Annotated in this window: 19 protein-coding genes; 13 read left to right on the top strand and 6 right to left on the bottom strand. The window is 38.7% G+C overall.

The features are described 5' to 3' along the window. Positions 1-219 precede the first annotated feature (219 nt). Positions 220-708 carry a DUF4251 domain-containing protein gene (locus D0T85_RS15510; protein WP_163214439.1) on the top strand — a complete coding sequence of 163 codons (489 nt, stop codon included), beginning with the start codon at positions 220-222 and terminating at the stop codon, positions 706-708. An 11-nt stretch (positions 709-719) separates the two neighbouring features. Here D0T85_RS15510 and D0T85_RS15515 read toward each other — a convergent pair whose 3' ends face one another. Next, entirely contained in the window at positions 720-1,328 is a 609-nt protein-coding gene (locus D0T85_RS15515; protein ID WP_163214440.1) for a trimeric intracellular cation channel family protein, read from the bottom strand. Positions 1,329-1,412: 84 nt separating this feature from the next. On the opposite strand from D0T85_RS15515, the gene wecB reads away from it, so the two are divergent. The 3 genes from wecB to D0T85_RS15530 all read left to right on the top strand — a co-directional run bounded on the left by wecB (position 1,413) and on the right by D0T85_RS15530 (position 6,443). Beyond that, positions 1,413-2,498, top strand: coding sequence for a non-hydrolyzing UDP-N-acetylglucosamine 2-epimerase (gene wecB / locus D0T85_RS15520; RefSeq protein WP_163214441.1), 1,086 nt, complete (start codon positions 1,413-1,415; stop codon positions 2,496-2,498). Positions 2,499-2,595: 97 nt separating this feature from the next. Beyond that, complete coding sequence (locus D0T85_RS15525; RefSeq protein ID WP_163214442.1) at positions 2,596-5,157, top strand: DUF5686 and carboxypeptidase-like regulatory domain-containing protein; 2,562 nt, start codon at positions 2,596-2,598, stop codon at positions 5,155-5,157. An 8-nt stretch (positions 5,158-5,165) separates the two neighbouring features. Next, positions 5,166-6,443, top strand: a complete 1,278-nt coding sequence (locus tag D0T85_RS15530; RefSeq protein ID WP_163214443.1) for a replication-associated recombination protein A — start codon at positions 5,166-5,168, stop codon at positions 6,441-6,443. Between the two features lie 4 nt (positions 6,444-6,447). Here the strand turns inward: D0T85_RS15530 and D0T85_RS15535 are convergent, their stop codons facing one another. The 3 genes from D0T85_RS15535 to D0T85_RS15545 form a co-directional block, all read right to left on the bottom strand. After that, positions 6,448-6,714: a hypothetical protein gene (locus D0T85_RS15535; protein WP_163214444.1), complete on the bottom strand. Its 267-nt coding sequence runs from the start codon at positions 6,712-6,714 to the stop codon at positions 6,448-6,450. A 102-nt stretch (positions 6,715-6,816) separates the two neighbouring features. Further along, entirely contained in the window at positions 6,817-9,078 is a 2,262-nt protein-coding gene (locus D0T85_RS15540; RefSeq protein WP_163214445.1) for a family 20 glycosylhydrolase, read from the bottom strand. Continuing rightward, a complete protein-coding gene (locus D0T85_RS15545) occupies positions 9,075-10,589 on the bottom strand; it encodes a sulfatase-like hydrolase/transferase (RefSeq protein ID WP_163214446.1) in 1,515 nt (504 codons plus the stop codon). Before D0T85_RS15545 ends, D0T85_RS15540 begins: the two co-directional genes overlap by 4 nt. A gap of 116 nt (positions 10,590-10,705) precedes the next feature. On the opposite strand from D0T85_RS15545, the gene D0T85_RS15550 reads away from it, so the two are divergent. The 4 genes from D0T85_RS15550 to D0T85_RS15565 are packed head-to-tail and all read left to right on the top strand — an operon-like array spanning position 10,706 to position 13,739. After that, positions 10,706-11,233 carry a DUF4269 domain-containing protein gene (locus tag D0T85_RS15550; RefSeq protein WP_163214447.1) on the top strand — a complete coding sequence of 176 codons (528 nt, stop codon included), beginning with the start codon at positions 10,706-10,708 and terminating at the stop codon, positions 11,231-11,233. A gap of 33 nt (positions 11,234-11,266) precedes the next feature. Then, complete coding sequence (locus tag D0T85_RS15555) at positions 11,267-11,812, top strand: ferredoxin domain-containing protein (protein ID WP_163214448.1); 546 nt, start codon at positions 11,267-11,269, stop codon at positions 11,810-11,812. Next, positions 11,802-12,851 (top strand): agmatine deiminase family protein, encoded by a 1,050-nt coding sequence (locus D0T85_RS15560; RefSeq protein WP_163214449.1) that lies wholly within the window; start codon positions 11,802-11,804, stop codon positions 12,849-12,851. Before D0T85_RS15555 ends, D0T85_RS15560 begins: the two co-directional genes overlap by 11 nt. Positions 12,852-12,854: 3 nt before the next feature. Then, the gene (locus tag D0T85_RS15565; protein WP_163214450.1) at positions 12,855-13,739 is read left to right on the top strand and encodes a carbon-nitrogen hydrolase; all 885 of its coding nucleotides are present in this window, start codon (positions 12,855-12,857) and stop codon (positions 13,737-13,739) included. 106 nt (positions 13,740-13,845) lie between these two features. Here D0T85_RS15565 and dapA read toward each other — a convergent pair whose 3' ends face one another. Further along, on the bottom strand, positions 13,846-14,742 hold the full coding sequence (gene dapA, locus D0T85_RS15570) for a 4-hydroxy-tetrahydrodipicolinate synthase (protein WP_163214451.1): 897 nt from the start codon (positions 14,740-14,742) through the stop codon (positions 13,846-13,848). Positions 14,743-14,843: 101 nt separating this feature from the next. Next, positions 14,844-16,844, bottom strand: coding sequence for an NAD-dependent DNA ligase LigA (gene ligA, locus D0T85_RS15575; RefSeq protein ID WP_163214452.1), 2,001 nt, complete (start codon positions 16,842-16,844; stop codon positions 14,844-14,846). A 73-nt stretch (positions 16,845-16,917) separates the two neighbouring features. On the opposite strand from ligA, the gene trmD reads away from it, so the two are divergent. The 5 genes from trmD to trpD all read left to right on the top strand — a co-directional run bounded on the left by trmD (position 16,918) and on the right by trpD (position 22,454). Beyond that, positions 16,918-17,598, top strand: coding sequence for a tRNA (guanosine(37)-N1)-methyltransferase TrmD (trmD, locus tag D0T85_RS15580; protein ID WP_163214453.1), 681 nt, complete (start codon positions 16,918-16,920; stop codon positions 17,596-17,598). 538 nt (positions 17,599-18,136) lie between these two features. After that, on the top strand, positions 18,137-19,333 hold the full coding sequence (trpB, locus tag D0T85_RS15585) for a tryptophan synthase subunit beta (protein ID WP_163214454.1): 1,197 nt from the start codon (positions 18,137-18,139) through the stop codon (positions 19,331-19,333). Then, positions 19,330-20,739 carry an anthranilate synthase component I family protein gene (locus tag D0T85_RS15590; RefSeq protein ID WP_163214455.1) on the top strand — a complete coding sequence of 470 codons (1,410 nt, stop codon included), beginning with the start codon at positions 19,330-19,332 and terminating at the stop codon, positions 20,737-20,739. The genes trpB and D0T85_RS15590 overlap by 4 nt, the downstream gene beginning before the upstream one ends. 6 nt (positions 20,740-20,745) lie before the next feature. Continuing rightward, complete coding sequence (locus D0T85_RS15595; protein ID WP_163214456.1) at positions 20,746-21,366, top strand: aminodeoxychorismate/anthranilate synthase component II; 621 nt, start codon at positions 20,746-20,748, stop codon at positions 21,364-21,366. Between the two features lie 92 nt (positions 21,367-21,458). Next, entirely contained in the window at positions 21,459-22,454 is a 996-nt protein-coding gene (trpD, locus tag D0T85_RS15600) for an anthranilate phosphoribosyltransferase (RefSeq protein WP_163214457.1), read from the top strand. Position 22,455: the final 1 nt, after the last annotated feature.

Below are 22,455 nucleotides of genomic sequence, written 5' to 3' on the forward strand. Positions count from 1 at the left end.
ACAAAGTATCGCATGAAGCCTTCCTTTGGCGGAGACAAAGATAGAAAAAATATTTAATTTAATTTGGAATTCAACACAGTACCTCTGTGTTTTAATTTTGGTTCAAATCAGCCTCTAACTGAACCAAACGAGTATGAATAATTCAGGCTAAGTCAAAACAATTCACTGAATAATATTGTTATACTTATTGAATGCATTCAATTTAATAAAAATTTGGTTATGAAAAAAAATCATGCAATACTCCTTATTTTTCTTGTTATAATAACATTAACAGGAATAAGTTGTGCTACTTCACAAAAAAACGGTAATAATGAAGAAGCCAAACTTCTTTTAAAAGAACTGATAGATAAGGGAGAATACAGTATCGAAGCCACAATGGCATATCCAAGAAGAGGAAAAAGTATATCTCTTACCTCGAGTTATTCTCTGAAAATAAAAAATGATTCTGTTTTTTCGTATTTACCATTCTATGGACGGGCTTATAATATTCCATATGGAGGTGGAAATGGCTTAAATTTTACGGCTCCGGTAGAAAATTATTTGGTAAAATATAATAAAAAAGGAGATGCAACAATTAACTTCAATGCTAAAACATCCGAAGACACATATAAGTACACAATAAATATATATCCAAATGGAAGCTCAAACATTGATGTTATAATGCAACAGCGAGAATCTATGCGCTATTCGGGAAGATTAGACCAATAATCTTAAAGGGTTTATTCACCCTTTAAGATTGGCAAACGTATATGGAATTTAACAGCTAGTATACGTATTAAAAATACACTACAGCCACTTATTATTTGGGTTAACACTAATCCCAATCCTATTTTTGTGCATACCCAGAAAATAAATCCTCCAAGCACACAAGCCATAGCATAAATATCTTTACGGAAAATCAATGGAATTTCATTGATTGCAATATCACGTATAACACCTCCAACAGATCCGGTGATACCTCCCATTATGATGGCTACCCAAAACGGATACTCCAATGCCAAGGTTTTTTCTACTCCAACTACTGTAAACAATGCCAAACCAATACTGTCGAATATGAAGAAAGTATTATTAAGATGTATCAAATATTTTCCAAATAAAATTACCCAGATTAAGGCAAACCCCGAACAAATTAAATACATAGGTGCTGTCATCCAAAAAGGAGTAACATCCAGTAATACATCGCGTACAGTACCGCCACCAATGGCAGTTACCAAGCCTACGACATAGGCACCAAACCAATCGAATTCTTTAGCCGAAGCCAGTCGGATACCACTAATTGCAAATGCAAATGTTCCAATAAATTCAATAATTTCTACAAAAGTGAGCATACATTATTATTTTATCCGGCAAAGGAACGAATTTATTCTAAAAAAACAGTACATTTGTTTATCAAAACCTTAAATTTGTAGTATATGAAGATTACAATTATAGCAGGTGCACGCCCTAATTTTATGAAAATAGCACCTATAATCCGCGCTATTAATGCTGCCGCAAAAGTGGGAAAGAACATCACATACCGATTGATATATACTGGTTTAAAAAATGATACGGATTTAGATCCCTCATTATTTATTGATTTAGATATAGCAGCTCCGGATGCGTATTTAGAAATACAAAGTAAAAATTCCATTGAACTGGCAGCCTTGATTTTGATGGCATTCGATAAAGAGCTAACCAATAATCCGGCAGATGTGGTCTTGGTTGTTGATGATCTTACTCCTACCATGAGTTGTGCCATTGTTGCCAAAAAACATGGTGCCAAAGTAGCTCATCTGGTTGCCGGCACACGTTCTTTCGATATGGATATGCCAAAAGAAGTAAACCGGATGATAACCGATGGTCTTGCTGATTACCTTTTTACTGCCGGAATGATTGCGAATCGCACACTAAGTCAAACCGGAACAGACAATAAAAACATATATTATGTGGGTAATATCCTGATAGATTCTATCAGATACAGCCGCAGTAAGTTAATAAAACCTGTATGGCTCTCTACTTTATTACCCGAAAAACAAGAATACATACTTTTAACTCTCAACCGACGGGCGCTTTTGGATAATAAAAAGAATCTGCAAAATTTAATATCGGTTATATGTAAAAGTAATTTGCCGATAATAGCCCCATTGCATCCTTATGTACAGGATACCCTAAAGAAACTGCAAATTGATACAACCAATCTTCATATATTGCCTCCCCAGGGGTATCTTTCGTTTGGATATCTTTTAAACAATGCTAAAGCAATAATAACCGATTCGGGAAACGTTGCCGAAGAAGCTACTTTTTTGGGAATTCCATGTATAACTTTAAATAATTATGCCGAACATCCGGAAACCTACCGTATGGGTACCAACGAATTAGTTGGCGAAGATCCGGAAGCTTTGGATAGAGCCATGCAGCTGTTGTTGAATAAACAATGGAAAACCGGCGAAATGCCGGAACGTTGGGATGGACGAACAGCCGAACGTATTATTCAAATACTACTGGATAGTGAAAAGTAATGCTGGTTAGTTAAACATTCCTCTTATTTCTTAGAATATATTAGCAAACAGTATATAACAAAAATTACTACCTTTGCCCTTTCATAAATAGGGGAATATGCGCAACCTGTATATAAAAATTGTATTATTATTGTTATTAGCTCCTCTCCCAGGCTTAACATTCGCACAAATAAGAGGGGTAATAACAGATTCAATATCCAACGAACCTTTAATGTATATTTCGGTATATTACGAGGGTAAAGGGGTTGGTACTGTTTCTAATGTAAACGGAGAATACTCTTTGGAAGTAAAAAGAGGATGGAATGAAATTACATTTTCTGCTATAGGATACAACACTAAAGTTGTAAAAATAACTCCGGGAACTCAAACATTAAACGTTAAGTTATCTCAATCGGATATAATGCTGAGTGAGGTGATAGTTAAACCCAAAAGGGAAAGATATTCACGTAAAAACAATCCGGCGGTTGAATTTATGCGAAAGGTTATTGCTCATAAATCGGAGCAAAAACTGGAAGAACATGATTATTATCAATACGACAGGTATCAAAAGATGAAAACGTCGTTAAATGATATGACTCCGGAAAAGATGAAAGAGGGAATATTCAAAAACATGCCCTTACTGGTCGATCAGCTGGAAGTATCTCCCGAAAGTAATAAACTCATTTTACCCATATCGGTTGAAGAAACTGCCGCACAGATTATTTATCGGAAAAATCCCAAGAGCGAAAAAACAATTATCAAAGGGATGAACTCCGGAGGTATACAGGATTTATTTGCTACCGGAGATATGATAGGCACAGTTCTGGAAGATGTGTTTTCGAATATTAATATTTATGATAATGACATTCGTTTACTACAACAACATTTTGTAAGTCCTATTTCAAACTCAGCTATATCATTTTACCAGTTTTATTTAATGGATACCATCATGGTTGATCGCCATGAATGTGTACATTTAACTTTCGTGCCCGGCAATTCACAGGATTTTGGATTTACAGGACATCTTTATGTATTGAACGATTCAACTTACGCTGTGAAACGATGTACAATGAATCTTCCAAAAAAAACAGGGGTAAACTTTGTTGAAAATCTGGATATTATTCAGGAATATGCGCAACTGCCTAACGGACAGTGGGTATTAACCGATGATGATATGGTAGTTGACCTCTCGTTATACAGTTTTTTACAAGGTTTGCAGGTTAGGCGAACAACGAAAAATACGAATTATTCTTTCGAAGATATTGAGCCCCGCCTATTCAGGCTCAAAGGTTCTGTTATCAAAGATGCGGATATGCTTAACAGAAGTGATGAATTCTGGGCAGAAATGCGTCAGGTGCCTATAACCAAAACAGAAAGTTCGATGGACTTGTTGGTTAATCAGTTAGAACAAATTCCCGGATTTAAATATATAATATTCGTAGCTAAAGCGTTTATTGAAAACCATGTTGAAACCGGTACAAAAGATACTCCGAGTAAATTCGACTTTGGACCGATAAACACCATTATTACAAGCAATTACGTTGATGGAACCCGTTTCAGGTTAAGTGGAAGAACCACTGCCAAATTAAATCCGAATTGGTTTCTCAGTGGTTATGGTGCGTATGGCTTGCGCGACAAAAAGTGGAAATACGAAGGTGCTGTTACATATTCGTTTACTAAACGTGAATTCTTTCCTTGGGAGTTTCCACGTCATAACATAGCACTATCTCATCGTTACGATGTAATGTCGCCAATGGATAAGTTTTTAACCACAGATAAAGATAACGTATTTGTTTCGTGGAAAACAACTACTGTAGATCAAATGTCGTATGTAAGAGAAACATCCTTGAAATACGAGATCGAAACCAACTCTGGCTTCTCGGTAGTAGTTACAGGCCGGCATCGCAATGACGAACCTGCAGGAAACCTACACTATTTTCGTAATAATCCGGAAAAAACTCTTGTGCATGATATAACTACAGCCGAAGCAGGTATAACACTCAGATATGCTCCGGGAGAAACGTATGTAAATACAAAGCAAAGACGACTTCCGGTATCACTGGATGCACCTGTATATACGCTGTCGCACACTATGGGACTTAAGGCATTGGGAGGAGAATATAAATTTAATCTCACCGAAGCCAGTTTGTGGAAACGCATTTGGCTATCATCGTGGGGAAAAATGGATGTTACGCTTAAAGCCGGAGCACAGTGGAATAAAGTTCCTTTCCCGCTGCTTATTCTGCCGGCTGCCAACTTGTCGTACATAACACAACAAGAAACGTTTACTTTAATTAATAATATGGAGTTCCTGAACGACCGTTACGCCTCAATAGCCCTTACGTATGATATGAATGGTAAGTTGTTTAACAGGATTCCTTTGATTAAGAAACTTAAATGGCGCGAAGCATTCCGCTTCCGGGCACTTGTAGGTAACCTTACCGACAAGAATAACCCTTATCTCAATACAAATGATACCGATCTGTTTCTATTCCCTACCCGTAACGGACGTCCTACAAGTTTTGTAATGGACACTAAAATTCCTTATATGGAGTTTGCAGTAGGTATTCATAATATATTTAAATTGATTCATATTGAATATGTACGCCGTCTTACCTATCTGGATAATCCCGGAATTAATAAAGACGGTATCCGGTTTATGATTTTAATGAAATTTTAATTTCTATTATGGCACAACCACTAGCAGAAAGAATGCGTCCAAAAACGTTGGATGATTATATAGGTCAGAAGCATCTTGTTGGTCCGGGTGCTGTATTAAGAAAAATGATCGACTCGGGCAGAATCTCTTCTTTTATTCTTTGGGGGCCTCCGGGAGTTGGAAAAACCACACTGGCACAAATAATCGCTAATAAACTGGAAACTCCGTTCTATACATTAAGTGCAGTTACATCCGGAGTAAAAGATGTTAGAGAAGTAATTGAACGCGCAAAGAGCAATCGGTTCTTTTCGCAAAACAGCCCGATACTGTTTATTGATGAAATTCATCGTTTTAGTAAATCTCAACAAGACTCCCTACTTGGGGCTGTTGAACATGGCACAGTAACCCTTATTGGTGCTACTACCGAGAACCCATCTTTCGAAGTAATTCGCCCACTTTTATCTCGCAGTCAATTATATGTTCTAAAATCACTGGAACAGGAAGATTTGCTTGAATTACTGGATAGAGCCATTACTTCCGACACAATCCTCAATAAGCGAACGATAAACGTGGAAGAAGCCAAAGCTATCCTTCGCTACTCTGGGGGAGATGCCCGAAAGCTTCTTAACATATTGGAGCTGGTTGTTGAATCTGAAACCGAAGACCCAGTAATAATAACAGACAAATTAGTAACAGAAAGACTCCAACAAAACCCTTTAGCTTACGATAAAGATGGTGAAATGCACTATGATATTATTTCGGCATTTATCAAATCTATTCGTGGGAGTGATCCCGATGGAGCCATTTATTGGCTTGCCCGCATGGTAGAGGGAGGAGAAGATCCTGCTTTCATTGCCCGTCGCCTGGTTATTTCGGCAGCGGAGGATATTGGTTTGGCAAACCCCAATGCTTTACTATTGGCTAATGCCTGTTTTGATACTTTAATGAAAATAGGTTGGCCGGAGGGACGGATAGTTTTAGCCGAAACTACACTCTATCTGGCAACAAGCCCCAAAAGCAACTCGGCATATATGGCTATTGATAATGCCGTTGCCAAAGTGAGAGAATCCGGAAATCAACCTGTGCCGTTACACTTAAGAAATTCACCAACCAAACTGATGAAACAACTAGGATATGGAGATGGTTATAAGTATGCTCATAACTATAAAGGCAATTTTGTAAGCCAACAGTATCTTCCGGATGATATAAAAGATGCCCGTTTCTGGCATCCACAAGAAAGTAGTGCGGCCGAAAAAAATCTGGCTGAACGTATGAAACAACTATGGGGAGATAAATACACTAAATAAGTTTCTACAACCGCTTATAAACTTTATTTTTTAAAGCGTACCGTTCATCAACAACTTCATTGGTTGGAAAGAAAGTGAATATAAGCCTCCAACCATCTTGTTGGTACACAAATTTGCGGGCAGATGTACCTTGTTTTATAAGTTCCAGTTTTGCGAAAATAAAATCTTCAATAGCTTCCGGCATTTTATCTGTTTCTTTTGAGCATTCAACAGTGATAAAAAAGCCGGGAGTTTTTATTTTGCTAGCTTGTTCAAGTATAGTGTTATACATATTTCTTTTAGACACAGATTACGCGGATTGCACGGATTTTAAAACACGGATAAAATCAATGTTATTAAATCCGTGTCAATCTGTGCAATCCGTGTCTAATTTTTATGGAATATAAAAGAATCCATTCTTAATCTCGTTATTATCGCTGTCGGTAATGTTGAGTTCAACAAACCCTCCATTATTCATATCGAAATAATACACTACAATAGGATGATATCCTTTGCCAAGAGCTTTTTGTCCTCTTAGTGTTCTCGGTCCATGGGGGCCATCGTTATCTACAACTACTTCATTGTTAATATATAACATGCTTCCATCGTCCGAACCTAAAGAGAAAGTATAGATATCTTCTTTATCTATTTTCAGGTATCCAATGTATTTCATGGCTTGTTTATGATTGGTAACACCTTCAGGTATAACTACTTCATTTACAACAAATTCGGCTTTAACAGGAATTGTTTCTATTTCAGCACTTTTATTTACCACAGCTTCGTGCCACTCGCATTTCAGACCAGGTATTTTGTTGCCTTGCTCCTCTCCTATTATGTATTCTTCTTTTCTGTACGATGTTTTAATTATATCGGCAGCACTACCATCGGGACGGAAAAGACGGATAGTGAAATCCGTGGTTTCATTAATAGTAAACGGCGCAGTATAAAGTGATGAATTTTCATTGGGTGTTGTTCCATCAGTTGTATAACGAATAGAGATAGTGGATAATGGGTAATCCCATGTAACTGTAGTTTCGCCTACAAATGAGTTACTTACGTGCACCCCATTTAAATCCAGAGGACGGTAATTAATACCCATAGCATCCATTCGGGGATAGTGTGCAAGTAAACGTTGATAAAAATTGTCCCAATTCAAATCTTTATCCTGACTCCATGCTACTTCGCTGAGTGCAAACATGCGAGGCATGGTCATATAATCTTGTCTTTTGCGCGATGGAATCCATTCGGCCCATACATTTGCCTGTAATCCTTTTACTAATTTGGTTTCTTCGGCCGATAGGCCTTTGGGTAATGGCTGGAACTCATATAGTTTACGCAAAGTGCTGTAATCTTGCTGATAATCAAAATAGTAGTGACTGTTGGGCGTTAAAATAACTTCATTGCCTTGTGCTGTAGCTTCGTGTACTGCTTTCTTTGCCCAGGTTCTCCACCACATCATGGTAGCACTTTTAGACATGCCACCTTCCAGTATTTCATCCCAACCTATCAGCTTCTTACCGTTCTCGTTCAGGAAATCTTCCATCTGATGCACAAACCAGGATTGCAATTCTTTTTCATCTTTCAGTTTATTGTTCTTAATACGTGCCTGACAGTGTGGACATTTAATCCAGTTTGTTTTATCTACTTCGTCTGCACCCATGTGTACATACTCATTTGGGAACAACTCAAATATTTCTTTAAATATGTCTTTGCAAAACTCCAAAGTGGCATCTTTCCCTGGGCATATTGGTGCCGAAAATACTTTTCCCCATCCTGCTTTCTCAAAACAAGCCAGATTAGAATATTGACTAATGGCAGCCGAGAAGTGTCCCGGCATGTCTATTTCCGGAATAACATCAATACCAAGCATAGCTGCATAAGCTACCACCTCACGTATTTCTTCCTGAGTATAATACCCTCCATATTCAGTGCCATTGTTCCTTAATTTATCTTCCTGCAACAAATAATCTGTATTCGATTGCTTTTCGGCTAAGTCTATACATCCTCTATCATGGTTATTAGCTGTGCGCCAAGCACCTTTTTCTGTTAACAAAGGATATTTTTTAATTTCAACACGCCATCCCTGATCATCAGTAAGATGCCAGTGAAATTTGTTGAACTTATACTGCGCCATAATATCCAGGAATCTTTTTACCTCATTCTTATCAAAGAAATGACGGGAAACATCAAGCATCATTCCACGCCATTTCCATTTGGGTGAGTCTGTGATACTTACGTTTTGAACACGGATGGTATTATCCGTTTTAACCGGTATCAGTTGACGAAGAGTTTGAATACCCAACATCACTGATTGCGGATTCGAACCGGTAATCTGGATACCTGTATTTGTTACATTCAGTGTATAAGCATCTTCTGTACTTAATGAAGCATCAACATGAAGTGAAATACCTTCCTTTGATTGCTGCGAAACAGTATATTCCTGACCGGTAACCGATTTTAATACTATGTTCAGGTATTCTGCCGCACTTTTTAAAGCCGGATCGGAGTAACTAAGCTGCGTTTGCTTGGTTAACTTAAAACCTCCTTGATTTACTGTAAGTTCAACCGGATGAGGAATAATGTTGACCTCGGTTTTTTCATTGTCTGCACAACTTACCATAAAGATAAGTAGTAGTAAAATTAATTCTTTTCTCATAAAGCTTTAGATGGTTTTGTTTTTAAATTAATAATGGGAAAATCCCCTATTTCTTTTTGTTTGTTTTTTAATGCTTCTACCAGTTCCTCTTTTATAGATTGATATTCCGGATCATTCGCTTTGTTTGTAGTTTCATAAGGATCTACAGATAAATCAAATAACTGTATCTCATTTATTTCCGGATATACTATTAATTTGTATTTGTTTGAACGTATCATACGTTGCAAATGACGGAAGTAACCAAAAATATATTGCTCGCCACCCTTGTTTTTGTTCTTTAACAAGGAACACAGGCTTCCAAAATCTACCGTATCGGGTATTTTTATACCAGCAATATCACATGTGGTTGCAAACAAGCTTTGCATATACACCATTTTATCTACCTTATAATTCTTTTTAATTCCCGGACCTGTTATAATCAAGGGAACACGAATGGAATGATCGTACAGATTTTGTTTTCCCATTAAGCCATGCATACCTACTGCTAAACCATGATCGGAAGTGAAAAGAATATAGGTATTTTCCGAATAACCGGATTCGTCCAGTTTATCGAGTATTCGTCCCAGCTCTCTATCAAAATGAGAAATTATGGCATAATACTCCTGACGATGCAACTGAACTGCTTCTTTGGTACGTGGATAAGGAGCTAATAGTTCATCGCGTTCGTTTGTAATGCCAATATCAAAGGGATGGTTGGGAAGAAAGTTTGCCGGAATTTTTATTTCATTCTGCGGATACATGTCTACAAACTCTTTGGGCGATTGCCTTGGATCGTGAGGAGCATTGAACGACACATACATAAAGAAGGGACTATCATGCTTTTTATCCAGATAGGATATTGCTTCATCAGCAAATAATTCGGAAGTGTGTTTATCTATCCGGAGAGGTTTCGAAATCTGCTTTGTTCCGTTGTCAGTTGTCAAATTTCTCACTCTAGGACTCCAGTGTCCTTTGTAATCTGTATTCCAGGGAGTCCATTTACTGCCGTTTGGACGCGAATAGGCAAAATCTTTATTGTTGTTTTCGTCGGTTGTTTCGTAAAATCCGGCGGCAACAGCGTTACCAGTATCAAAACAATCAAGTAAAGACTCGTCTGTGTTGTGCCATTTTCCGGTGATGAATGTTTCATATCCGGCTTCCTGCAAAGTTGTTCCCCAATATTTTGCTTGTATACTCTCATCGTTGGGAACTGTTCTTGCCCACTCAACAATACAATGATTTGCTTTTTGGGCATTTACAACATTGGCTCCTGTAATGAGCATGGTTCTGCTGGCAACCGAAACCGCACCGCTCCATGATCCCTGATTAAAAGCATGGGTAAAGGTAGTACCATTTTTAACTAACCGATCCATATTGGGTGTATGAACTTCGGTTGTGTTTAAACTATTGATCGACTCATAGGTCTGATCGTCTGTTATGATAACAAGAAAATTGGGTTTGTTTTTACTCTTCGCCCAAAATGCTTGTATTACACATACAAGAAAGATAAAAGTCAATACCGTTTTTTTCATTTAAGGATAAATTAGAGATCGTTTTCTTTGAATCTGCCGTAAAGATAATACAGAATTTAATTTTATGCGAACAATAAATAGAAGTATCTTTGCGGCATATTGATAATTATGGCATCATGAACTATTCCTTTTTCGATACAATTGATTATTTAAGAACAGGAAACAACAATCAACAAAGGGTATATGAGGTTTTACAGCAAAGCCGGATTATGGATATACTTCACCCCTTCACTCCTATTCTTACAGGTACTTTTCCATTAGATATTAATGTATCCGGTAGTGATCTTGACATTGTATGTTGCTTTTCGGATAAAGAAAAGTTTATCGAAATTGTACAAGCCAATTTCGCTTCGAACAAACAGTTCTGTTTATCTTTCAAAGACAATAATATTGTAATAGCAAATTTTATTTTCATGGATACCGAATTTGAGATTTATGCCACAAACGTACCTGTAAAGGAACAAAATGCTTATATACACATGATTAACGAATATAAGTTACTGAATAAGTTTGGTGCTGATTTCAAAGCAAAAATTATCTTGCTTAAGCAAAATGGTATGAAAACCGAGCCTGCCTTTGCGCATCTTTTAGAATTAAAAGGTGATCCATATAAGGCTATGCTGAATATTAATGATATTTTATAACTATATTTGTTTCATATTTTAGAAGAAATTGTAATGATACTAAATGAACGTAATTGCCGTAATGAACAGGTAATAAATGCAGCTAAACAAATGATGATTGCTGCCCGTACTGCGCCGAAAGGCAAAGGAGTTGATTTGTTGGAAACAGCTATAGTTACAGGTGACGAAATCCGGATATTGTCGGAAACCATGTTGGAAATACAAAAAGAGAACGGATTTAAGTTCTTTCTACGTGATGCAGATAACATTTTAAATGCCGAATGTGTGATGCTAATTGGTACCCGCGAAAAAGAACAGGGGTTAAACTGTGCGCATTGTGGCTTTTCAACTTGTGCCTCAAGACCAGAAGGTGTACCTTGCACCTTAAATTCTATTGATGTAGGCATTGCAATAGGTTCTGCCTGTGCAACCGCAGCCGATTTAAGACTGGATACCCGTGTTATGTTCTCGGCAGGATTAGCAGCACAACGTCTTAACTGGCTTGAAGGATGCAAAATGGTTATAGCAATTCCTATCAGTGCATCATCTAAGAATCCTTTTTTCGACCGGAAACCTAAAGAACAAATCAATGGGAAGTAACCCTGAAATGCATACTTTGTTTTTACCAGCCGAATGGCATGCACAAAGCGGAGTACAATTAACGTGGCCCCATGCTGATAGCGACTGGAATTATGTTTTATCGGAAGTGCAGGAATGTTTTATACAGATTGCGCAAGAGATTGCAAAAAGAGAGTTGTTATTGATTGTAACTCCCAATCCGGATGAGGTATACAACCAACTGTCTGCTTGTGTAAACATGGAAAATGTGCGCCTGTTTAAATGCGATTCGAACGATACGTGGGCTAGAGATCATGGAGGGATTACTATGCTTAATGGCACCCAAACATCTATTCTTGATTTTACTTTTAATGGCTGGGGGTTAAAATTTGCTTCAAACCTGGATAACCAGATTACCCGCAAACTAATGGCAGACAAAGTGTTATGTGGTGAATATAAAAATCACCTGGACTTTGTACTGGAGGGTGGTTCTTTGGAAAGTGATGGAATGGGAACATTACTAACAACTTCCGAGTGTTTACTCTCTCCTAACCGCAATGCCTGGCTCGATAAAAAACAAATTGAGGTGTATTTAAAATCCGTATTCAATTTGCAACAGGTATTGTGGCTGGATGATGGATATCTGGCAGGAGATGATACCGACAGCCATATAGATACCTTGGCTCGTTTTTGTTCTCCCGATTCAATTGCATACGTTAAATGCGATGATCCGAACGATGAACATTACGATGCACTATTAAGAATGGAAGAACAATTGAAAGGTTTTCGCAAACTGAATGGTGAGCCTTACCGGTTGTATCCTCTTCCAATGGCAGATAAAATAGTAGAAGACAGTGAAAGATTACCTGCTACCTATGCAAACTTCCTTATTATTAACGGAGCCGTTCTTTATCCTACCTACAATCAACCGGCAAATGATGAGAAAGCAAAAAACATCCTTAGCGAAGCCTTTCCTGATAGAGAAATTATAGGAATTGATTGCCGTGTACTGATTAAGCAACATGGATCTTTGCACTGTGTTACAATGCAATATCCGGAAAATGTTATATTAAAACTTTAAACAATGAAGAATATTAAAGTGGGTCTCATTCAGCAATCCAATGAGAAGGATATTCAAAACAATATCAATAAACTGATAGCTAATATAAAGAAATGTGCAGATGAAGGAGCCGAATTGGTTGTTCTTCAGGAATTACACAACTCATTGTATTTCTGCCAGACAGAAACTACTGATTTATTTGATCTTGCAGAAAGCATTCCTGGTAATTCTACGCAGATTTATTCCAAGTTGGCAGCCGAATTAAAGATTGTGCTTGTTACATCTTTATTTGAGAAAAGAGCTCCCGGACTGTATCACAATACCGCTGTTGTGTTCGATAAAGATGGAAGTATTGCCGGGAAGTATCGCAAAATGCATATTCCTGATGATCCGGCATATTATGAAAAGTTTTATTTTACTCCCGGCGACATTGGATTTGAACCTATTCAAACTTCTATTGGTAAGCTTGGGGTATTGGTATGTTGGGATCAGTGGTATCCCGAAGCTGCCAGATTAATGGCATTGAAAGGAGCCGAACTGCTTATATACCCTACAGCAATAGGTTGGGAAAGTACCGACTCCCAGGATGAGAAAGACCGACAGCTTAATGCCTGGATTATTTCACAAAGGGGGCATGCTGTTGCCAACGGACTGCCTGTTGTTTCAGTAAACAGAGTTGGACACGAACCCGATCCATCCGGACAAACCAATGGTATCAGTTTTTGGGGAAATAGTTTTGTAGCAGGTCCACAGGGAGAGTTTCTGGCTCAGGCAGGAAACGATAAAGAAGCAAATTTGGTTGTGGATATTGATATGGAACGCTCAGAGAATGTTCGTCGCTGGTGGCCGTTTCTTAGAGATAGGCGTATTGATGAGTATGGGGGATTAACGAAACGGTTTATTGATTAATACTGTAGGGGCTCCCCTGCGTGGGTGCCCTGATGATGGTTTGCAATGTATTATTCCATGCGGCACACATCAGGGCACCCACGCAGGGGAGCCCCTACGGTATGGATCAACATTTTATATTCAATTCATTCAATACCCTCCTGATTGCCTCGAAGGTAGTAATGCGGGTTGGTACCAATGGTAAACGCAATTTATTTTCAATCATTCCCATTGCATTCAACATAGACTTCACGCCTGCGGGGTTACCATCTACAAACAACAAATCAAACAATTCTGTAAATCTGTGATGTATCTTTAGTGCATTGGCATAATCTCCTTGTAGGGCCAGGCGTGTCATGCGGCTAAACTCTTTTGGGAAAGCATTTCCTATAACAGAAATAACTCCTATAGCCCCCAATGTTATTAATGGAAAAGTAATACCATCATCACCAGAGATAACTTCAAAGTTTTCCGGCTTGTTTTTAATGATATCATCCATCTGGGTAATATTACCGGAAGCCTCTTTTATTGCAATTACATTTTTAAATTCGCGGGCAATGCGCAAGGTAGTATCAGCAGTCATGTTAACTCCTGTACGTCCGGGTACATTATACAATATAATAGGAAGTTCGGTAGCTTCGGAAATAGCTTTATAGTGTTGGTATATTCCTTCCTGCGAAGGTTTGTTATAGTATGGTGCTACAGAAAGAATAGCATCTACACCTGTAAAATCATCGTTCTTAAGTTGCTCAACAATGGCACGTGTATTATTACCACCAACTCCCAGTACAATTGGAATTTTACCATTCACTCTTTCTACAACTACTTCTTTTATTTTCTTTTTTTCGTCTTCGCTCAATGTAGGAGTTTCGGCTGTTGTTCCCAGCACACAAAGAAAATCGGCATTATTTTGTAACAAATAATCCACCACGCGGATTAGTGCGTCATAATCAACGCTTTCGTCCGTCTTGAATGGAGTAATCAATGCTACTCCCATTCCTTTCAATCTAGTTGTTTGTATCATGAGTTTATTATGATCTCGAATCTATTTTGCCGCAAAAGTACGAATATTTTCTATTTTCTATGCACTATGTATCTATAAAATGTTCATAAGCTATAAAAATGTCAGGCAAGAAGGGCCAGAAACTCCTCTTCGTTCATTATGCGAACTCCAAGTTTTTGTGCTTTCTCTAATTTAGATGGCCCCATATTATCACCTGCAAGAATAAAACTGGTTTTGGAAGAAATACTACCTACATTTTTTCCGCCATGTTTTTCAATCATTGTTTTATATTCATCGCGCGAGTGTTGTGTAAATACTCCACTAATAACAACCGACATACCTGCAAGTTTATCAGAATAAGAGTCTTCCTCTTCCTGCGAACGTTGCATTTGCAAACCAGCAGCTTTTAATCTCTCAACAAGTTCGCAATTCATCTTGTTCGAGAAGTAGGTTATAATACTTTGGGCAATCTTATCTCCTATCTCATCAACACTGGTTAACCGTTCCAGGTTAGCTTGGGCAAGTTCATCAATGTTAGCAAACGACCGGGCAAGTTTTTTAGCCACCGTTTCTCCAACAAAACGTATCCCCAAAGCAAAAATAACACGCTCAAAAGGAACCTCTTTGCTTCCGTTTATTCCATTAATAATGTTCTCGGCCGACCTCTCTCCCATCCTATCAAGTCCTTTAATATCACTGGCTGTCAATTCGTATAGGTCTGCACTGTTCTTAACCATTCCCAAACGATAAAACATATCAATTGTTTCGGGCCCCATTCCATCTATATTCATAGCCCTACGACTGATGAAATGTTCCATTTTTGCCTTGATCTGTGGCGGACATCCAGTTTCATTCGGACAATAATGGGCGGCTTCTCCGGGATAACGGATCAATTCTGTAGCACATTCGGGACAGTGAGTCATAAATTTCACCTTCTCGCCCAACATAAAACCACGTGCATCCATATCTACCCCTGTTATTTTAGGAATAATCTCCCCACCTTTTTCTACATATACCATATCACCAATATGTAAATCAAGGTTTTCAATAATATCGGCATTATGCAACGAAGCTCGTTTTACTACGGTTCCCGATAACTGAACAGGCTCAAGGTTGGCTACAGGAGTAACAGCACCGGTACGCCCTACCTGATAGGTAACTTTGTTAAGGCGGGTTAACGCTCGTTCTGCCTGAAACTTGTATGCAATAGCCCACCGGGGCGATTTAGCTGTAAACCCAAGGTTCTTTTGTTGTAACAGGTTATTTACTTTCAATACAATACCATCGGTAGCAACCGGAAGATTTTTCCGTTCTACATCCCAATAGTTTATGTATTCAAATATTTCGGCAGGCGACGAACATTTTCGCATGGTATCGGGTACCTTAAAGCCCCATTTTCTGGCTTCTTGCAGATTCTCAAAATGACCTTCGCATGGAAGATTATCTCCCAACAAGTAATATAAATAAGCATCTAGCTTGCGCGAAGCTACCACTGCCGAATTTTGTAATTTCAAGGTACCCGAAGCTGCATTTCGCGGATTGGCAAATAGCGGTTCCTCGCGGGCTTCTCTTTCCTTATTTAATTCTTCAAAAACATTCCATGGCAATAATATCTCCCCACGAATTTCAAAAGATTGCGGATAATTATCTCCATGTAACACCAATGGAATGCTCCGTATTGTTTTCACATTATCTGTTACATCGTCTCCCTTTTCACCATCGCCACGGGTTACGGCCCTTATTAGTTTACCATTTTCGTAAGTCAGTGCAATGGAGGTTCCATCGTATTTAAGTTCACAGCATATTTCGAAATCATTGTTCAATGCCCGTTTGGTTCGATCATAGAAATCGGTAATTTCTGCTTCCGAATATGTATTACCCAGGGATAACATCGGATATTTATGAGCAACCTGAGTAAAATTCTTATTCAGATCACTACCTACTCTCATTGTAGGCGAATTTTCATCTTTGTACTCCGGATACTGTTGTTCAAGATCTTGTAGTTCGCGCAACTGGAAATCAAATTCCATATCCGAAATAACAGGAGCATTTAATACATAATAATTATAATTGTGCTGATGAAGCTCTTCGCGTAATTTCTCAATTCGTTCTTTAGGTGTCATACTTTGATAATTGTTTCAGGCAAAAATACACTTTCTCTTTGAATATTTGTATTTTTGCCGAAAATTAAAAGTTATGCGTATCGACATTATCACTGTTTTGCCCGAAATGATTGAGGGATTTTTTAATTGTTCAATCATGAAACGTGCTCAAAATAAAGGACTGGCAGAAATACAAATACACAACCTCAGGGATTATACAACCGATAAATACCGCCGGGTAGATGATTATCCTTTTGGTGGATTTGCCGGAATGGTAATGAAGATAGAGCCAATTGAACGTTGTATTAACAGCTTAAAAGCTGAAAGAGATTACGACGAAGTTATCTTTACTACACCCGATGGCGAGCAATTTGATCAGAAAATGGCAAATACATTATCGTTGGCCGGAAATTTGATTATTCTTTGTGGCCATTTCAAAGGAATTGATTACCGCATCAGGGAGCACTTTATTACTAAAGAAATCAGTATTGGCGATTATGTTCTAACCGGTGGTGAGTTAGCTGCCGCAGTTATGGCCGACGCCATTGTACGTATTATTCCCGGAGTTATTTCCGACGAGCAATCGGCTTTATCCGATTCTTTTCAGGATAATTTGCTTGCTGCTCCGGTTTATACCCGCCCCGCAGAATATAACGGATGGAAAGTTCCCGATATTCTACTTTCAGGACACGAAGCGAAAATCAAAGAATGGGAATTGCAACAATCGCTTGAAAGAACCAAACAGCTACGACCGGATTTACTGGAAAACAGTTGATCCACCGACCTCTTAGCGGTTTAGTGCCATCCTTTTCTACAAATTCTTCCTGATCAAACTCCGGTTTTTGGTTTGTGAAAGGCTGGTGTTTTGGTTTTGGGAGATGCACATCTCGGTATAGGGGAGACGTGCATCTCGGGTATAGGGAGATGTGCATCTCGGATGCAGGGAGATGCACGTCTCCCAAAACCAAAAGTATAAAGGAAGAAAAAGAGTGCGCTGTAGTAAGGCAAAGAAGAATATGGAGATCTCTGTGTTCTAATCAGAAAAAAAAGCAATAAATATTTTGGCATTTCAAACAGAGTGTTTATATTTGCTCCCGAATTGAGAAAAAAAGATATGAAAAAGCAATTAGTAAATACATGTTGGTGGCGCTACTTACACTTCGAAAAGTCGTAAGGTAGCAGTCTCGTGTATATATACTAAGTAAGATATAATCAGTAAAAGAGCCCTGTCGCACCTGCGACAGGGCTCTTTTTGTGTGTTTAAACCAAACCTCGCAAACTTAAAAACTCATCAACTTAAAAACTTAAATAATATGAAAACTTTTTTAGCAGACAAAGACGGTTATTACGGTGAATTTGGTGGAGCTTATATCCCCGAGATACTTCACCAATGTGTGGAAGATTTAAAAAACACCTATCTGAAAGTGTTGGAAAGTAAAAAGTTTCAGGACGAATACCTCTCTCTTTTACGCGATTATGTGGGCCGCCCTTCCCCACTCTACCACGCCAAACGCCTATCGGCAAAGTATGGTTGCAAAATATACCTGAAACGCGAAGACCTGAACCATACAGGCTCACATAAGATAAACAACACCATCGGACAAATTCTGGTTGCACGCCACATGGGTAAAAAGCGTATCATTGCCGAAACCGGTGCCGGACAACATGGTGTGGCTACAGCAACCGTATGTGCACTGATGGATATGGAATGTGTTGTTTATATGGGTAAAACCGATATTGAACGGCAACACATTAATGTAGAAAAGATGAAAATGCTTGGGGCTACTGTTATTCCTGTTACATCGGGTAACATGACTTTAAAAGATGCTACAAACGAAGCTATACGCGACTGGTGTTGCGATCCGGCCAATACTTTCTATATTATAGGTTCGGTAGTAGGCCCCCACCCTTATCCTGATATGGTTTCAAGGTTACAATCGGTTATCAGCAAGGAAATAAAAAGACAACTGATGGAAAAGGAAGACCGCGATTATCCCGATTATCTGATTGCTTGTGTAGGCGGTGGAAGCAACGCTGCCGGAACAGTCTATCATTATGTAGACGACATGCGCACAAAAATAGTTTTGGCCGAAGCTGGTGGTTTAGGAGTAACAACAGGAATGACCGCTGCCACAATTCAATTGGGTAAAACCGGTATTATTCATGGTGCCCGTACGTATGTTATTCAAAACGAAGATGGCCAGATTGAAGAACCTTACTCTATTTCTGCCGGACTGGATTATCCTGGTATTGGCCCTATTCATGCAAATCTGGCAGCCAAAAACAGAGCCAGTGTAATTGCTGTAAATGACGATGAAGCTATTAAGGCAGCTTTCGAATTAACACGTCTGGAAGGAATTATCCCAGCATTGGAATCGGCACATGCACTTGGAGCATTAAATAAATTCTCTTTCCCGCCCAATTCGTTGGTTGTGCTTACTGTATCGGGACGGGGAGATAAGGATATTCATACCTATTTGGGGGATAACTCACAAACAATAAACCTATGAACAATACTTATTATTTCAAAACCAATAGTAAACAGGTACTTGGAGATTTACATACTCCTGTTAGTATTTACCTGAAAGTACGCGACTTATATCCACAATCCGTACTAATGGAAAGTTCGGACTATCATGCCGGAGAAAATAGTTTATCGTTTATAGCCCTTTGTCCGCTGGCAAGTATAGGAATCAATAACGATGTTGTAAGTACAAACTATCCCGATAATTTAAAGAATGAGACTCCGCTAAACAGTAACTTTACGGTAGAGAGAGCAATGAACAGCTTTTTATCGCAATTCAAGGTTACCGGAGACAATGCGAATGTATGCGGTTTATATGGATACACAACATTCAATGCAGTAAAGTATTTCGAGAATATTCCGATAAAGGAAAGTCACGACGAAATGAATGACGCTCCGGACATTCTATATATTTTATATAGATATGTGATTATATTCAATCACTTTAAGAACGAACTTACTCTTGTTGAAATGCTTGACGAAGGCGAAACAAGCAAACTCAATCAACTGGAAGCAGCCATAGAAAACAGGAATTTTGCTTCTTATAACTTTGCTGTAACCGGTTCGGTAAGTAGCCCTATTTCCGACGAAGAACATAAAGCCAATGTGCGCAAAGGCATTTCGCACTGTTTGCGAGGAGATGTTTTTCAGATTGTACTTTCCCGACGCTTTATCCAGCCTTATTCAGGTGATGATTTCAAAGTATATCGCGCTTTAAGAAGTATCAATCCTTCTCCTTACTTATTCTATTTTGATTTCGGCGGTTATCGTATTTTTGGTTCTTCGCCCGAAACCCATTGTAAAATAGAAAACCGAAAAGCCTATATCGACCCTATTGCAGGAACTACCCGTCGTACTGGTAATATACAGAAAGACAAAGAATTAACCGATATACTTTTAAGTGATCCTAAAGAAAATGCCGAGCATGTAATGCTTGTAGATCTGGCACGGAACGACCTGAGCCGCAATTGCCACGATGTGAAAGTTGTTTTCTACAAAGAACCCCAATATTACAGCCATGTAATTCATTTGGTATCACGCGTTTGCGGAGTGATGAATGATGATGCTGATACGATGAAAACCTTCATAGATACCTTTCCGGCCGGCACCCTTAGTGGAGCTCCCAAAGTGAAAGCCATGCAGCTTATTTCGCAGATTGAACCTCACAACCGAGGCGCCTATGGTGGTTGTATTGGGTTTATAGGATTAAACGGAGAAATTAATCAGGCAATCACCATTCGTACTTTTGTTAGCCGTAACAATGAATTATGGTATCAGGCCGGTGGTGGCATTGTTGCCGGAAGTAAGGATGAATACGAGCTACAGGAAGTAAACAATAAACTCGGTGCATTGAAGAAAGCAATTGATATGGCTGTTTCACTCATAAATTAAAGTAGGATGAAAAAAATACTGATACTTGATAACTACGATTCCTTTACCTATAATCTTTATCATCTGATTAAAGAAGTAGGTTACAGAAATATAGAAGTGATCCGAAATGATAAACTTACTCTGGATGATGTAGCAGCATTCGATAAGATTGTTCTTTCTCCAGGTCCGGGAATACCAGAAGAAGCCGGACTTTTATTACCGATAATAAAACAATACGCCCCAACCAAGAGTATTTTGGGAGTTTGTTTAGGTCATCAAGCCATTGGTGAAGCATTTGGAGCCACGCTTACTAATCTTAAGGATGTATATCATGGAATTCAAACGCCAGTCGATATTATTGAAGAGGATTATATATTCGATAGGCTGGGAAAACAGATATTGGCAGGAAGATATCACTCATGGGTTATAAGTTCGGATGGATTTCCAAAAGAACTAACTGTAACTGCCGTAAGTAAAGAAGATCAGATCATGGCTATCTGCCATAAAGAATATGATGTTCACGGCATTCAGTTTCATCCGGAGTCTATATTAACTCCACAAGGAAAAACTATTATTGAGAATTTTTTAAGAAATTATTTTTTAGACACGGATGACGCTGATTACACGGATTTTAAACACGGATTTTAAATTATAAATAGATTCAATCTTTCAGGCTTTATCCGTGTTTTTAATCCGTGTAATCCTGCGTCATCCGTGTCTAAATTTATCAAAACAAAATTATGAAACAACTATTATATAAACTTTTCGATCATCAATATCTGGGACGCGAGGAAGCACGAGAAGTACTTCAAAACATCTCTCTCGGTAAATATAATGATGCACAAGTAGCATCACTCATTACAGTTTTTTTAATGAGAAACATTAGTGTAAATGAACTTTGCGGATTTCGCGATGCTTTACTCGAAGTGCGTGTTCCCATTGATTTGGAGGAGTACGAACCTATTGATATTGTTGGAACCGGCGGAGACGGTAAAAACACATTCAATATATCCACAGCGGCCTGCTTTACTGTAGCTGGTGCTGGATACAAAGTGGTTAAACATGGAAATTACGGTGCCACTTCGGTTAGCGGAGCAAGTAATGTAATGGAACAGCATGGGGTCAAATTCACATCGGATGTTAGTAAATTACGGAAAAGCATTGAGAAGTCAAATATAGCTTTTCTACATGCACCGCTATTCAGTCCGGCAATGAAGGCGGTGGCTCCGGTACGAAAGCAATTGGGTGTTCGTACTTTCTTCAATATGCTCGGGCCGCTTGTTAATCCGGTGATTCCAAAATATCAGTTATTGGGAGTTTATAACCTCCCCTTGCTCCGGTTGTACTGTTATACGTTTCAGGAAACAAAAAGTAGTTTTTCCGTAGTTCATAGTCTGGATGGCTTTGACGAGGTTTCTCTAACCAGTGAGTTCAAAATCGCATCCAACACGAACGAAAAGATATATACTCCCGAAAGTATTGGCTTTAAACGATACAGCGAAAAAGAACTCGACGGCGGAGAAACACCCGAAGAAGCCTCCCGCATATTCGATAATGTATTGGATAATAAATCCACATCGGCCCAAAAGGATGTTGTGGTGATAAATGCCGCGTTTGCTATACATGTTATCTGCCCGGATAAATCTCTTGATGAATGTATTGCCATTGCGCGCGAATCTTTAGAGAGTGGAAAAGCTAAAAAGACTTTTAACAGGTTTATTGAAATAAATTCATAAC

This window comes from Bacteroides sp. 519 (genome assembly GCF_010500955.1).
In the GTDB taxonomy this organism is placed as follows: domain Bacteria; phylum Bacteroidota; class Bacteroidia; order Bacteroidales; family Bacteroidaceae; genus Bacteroides.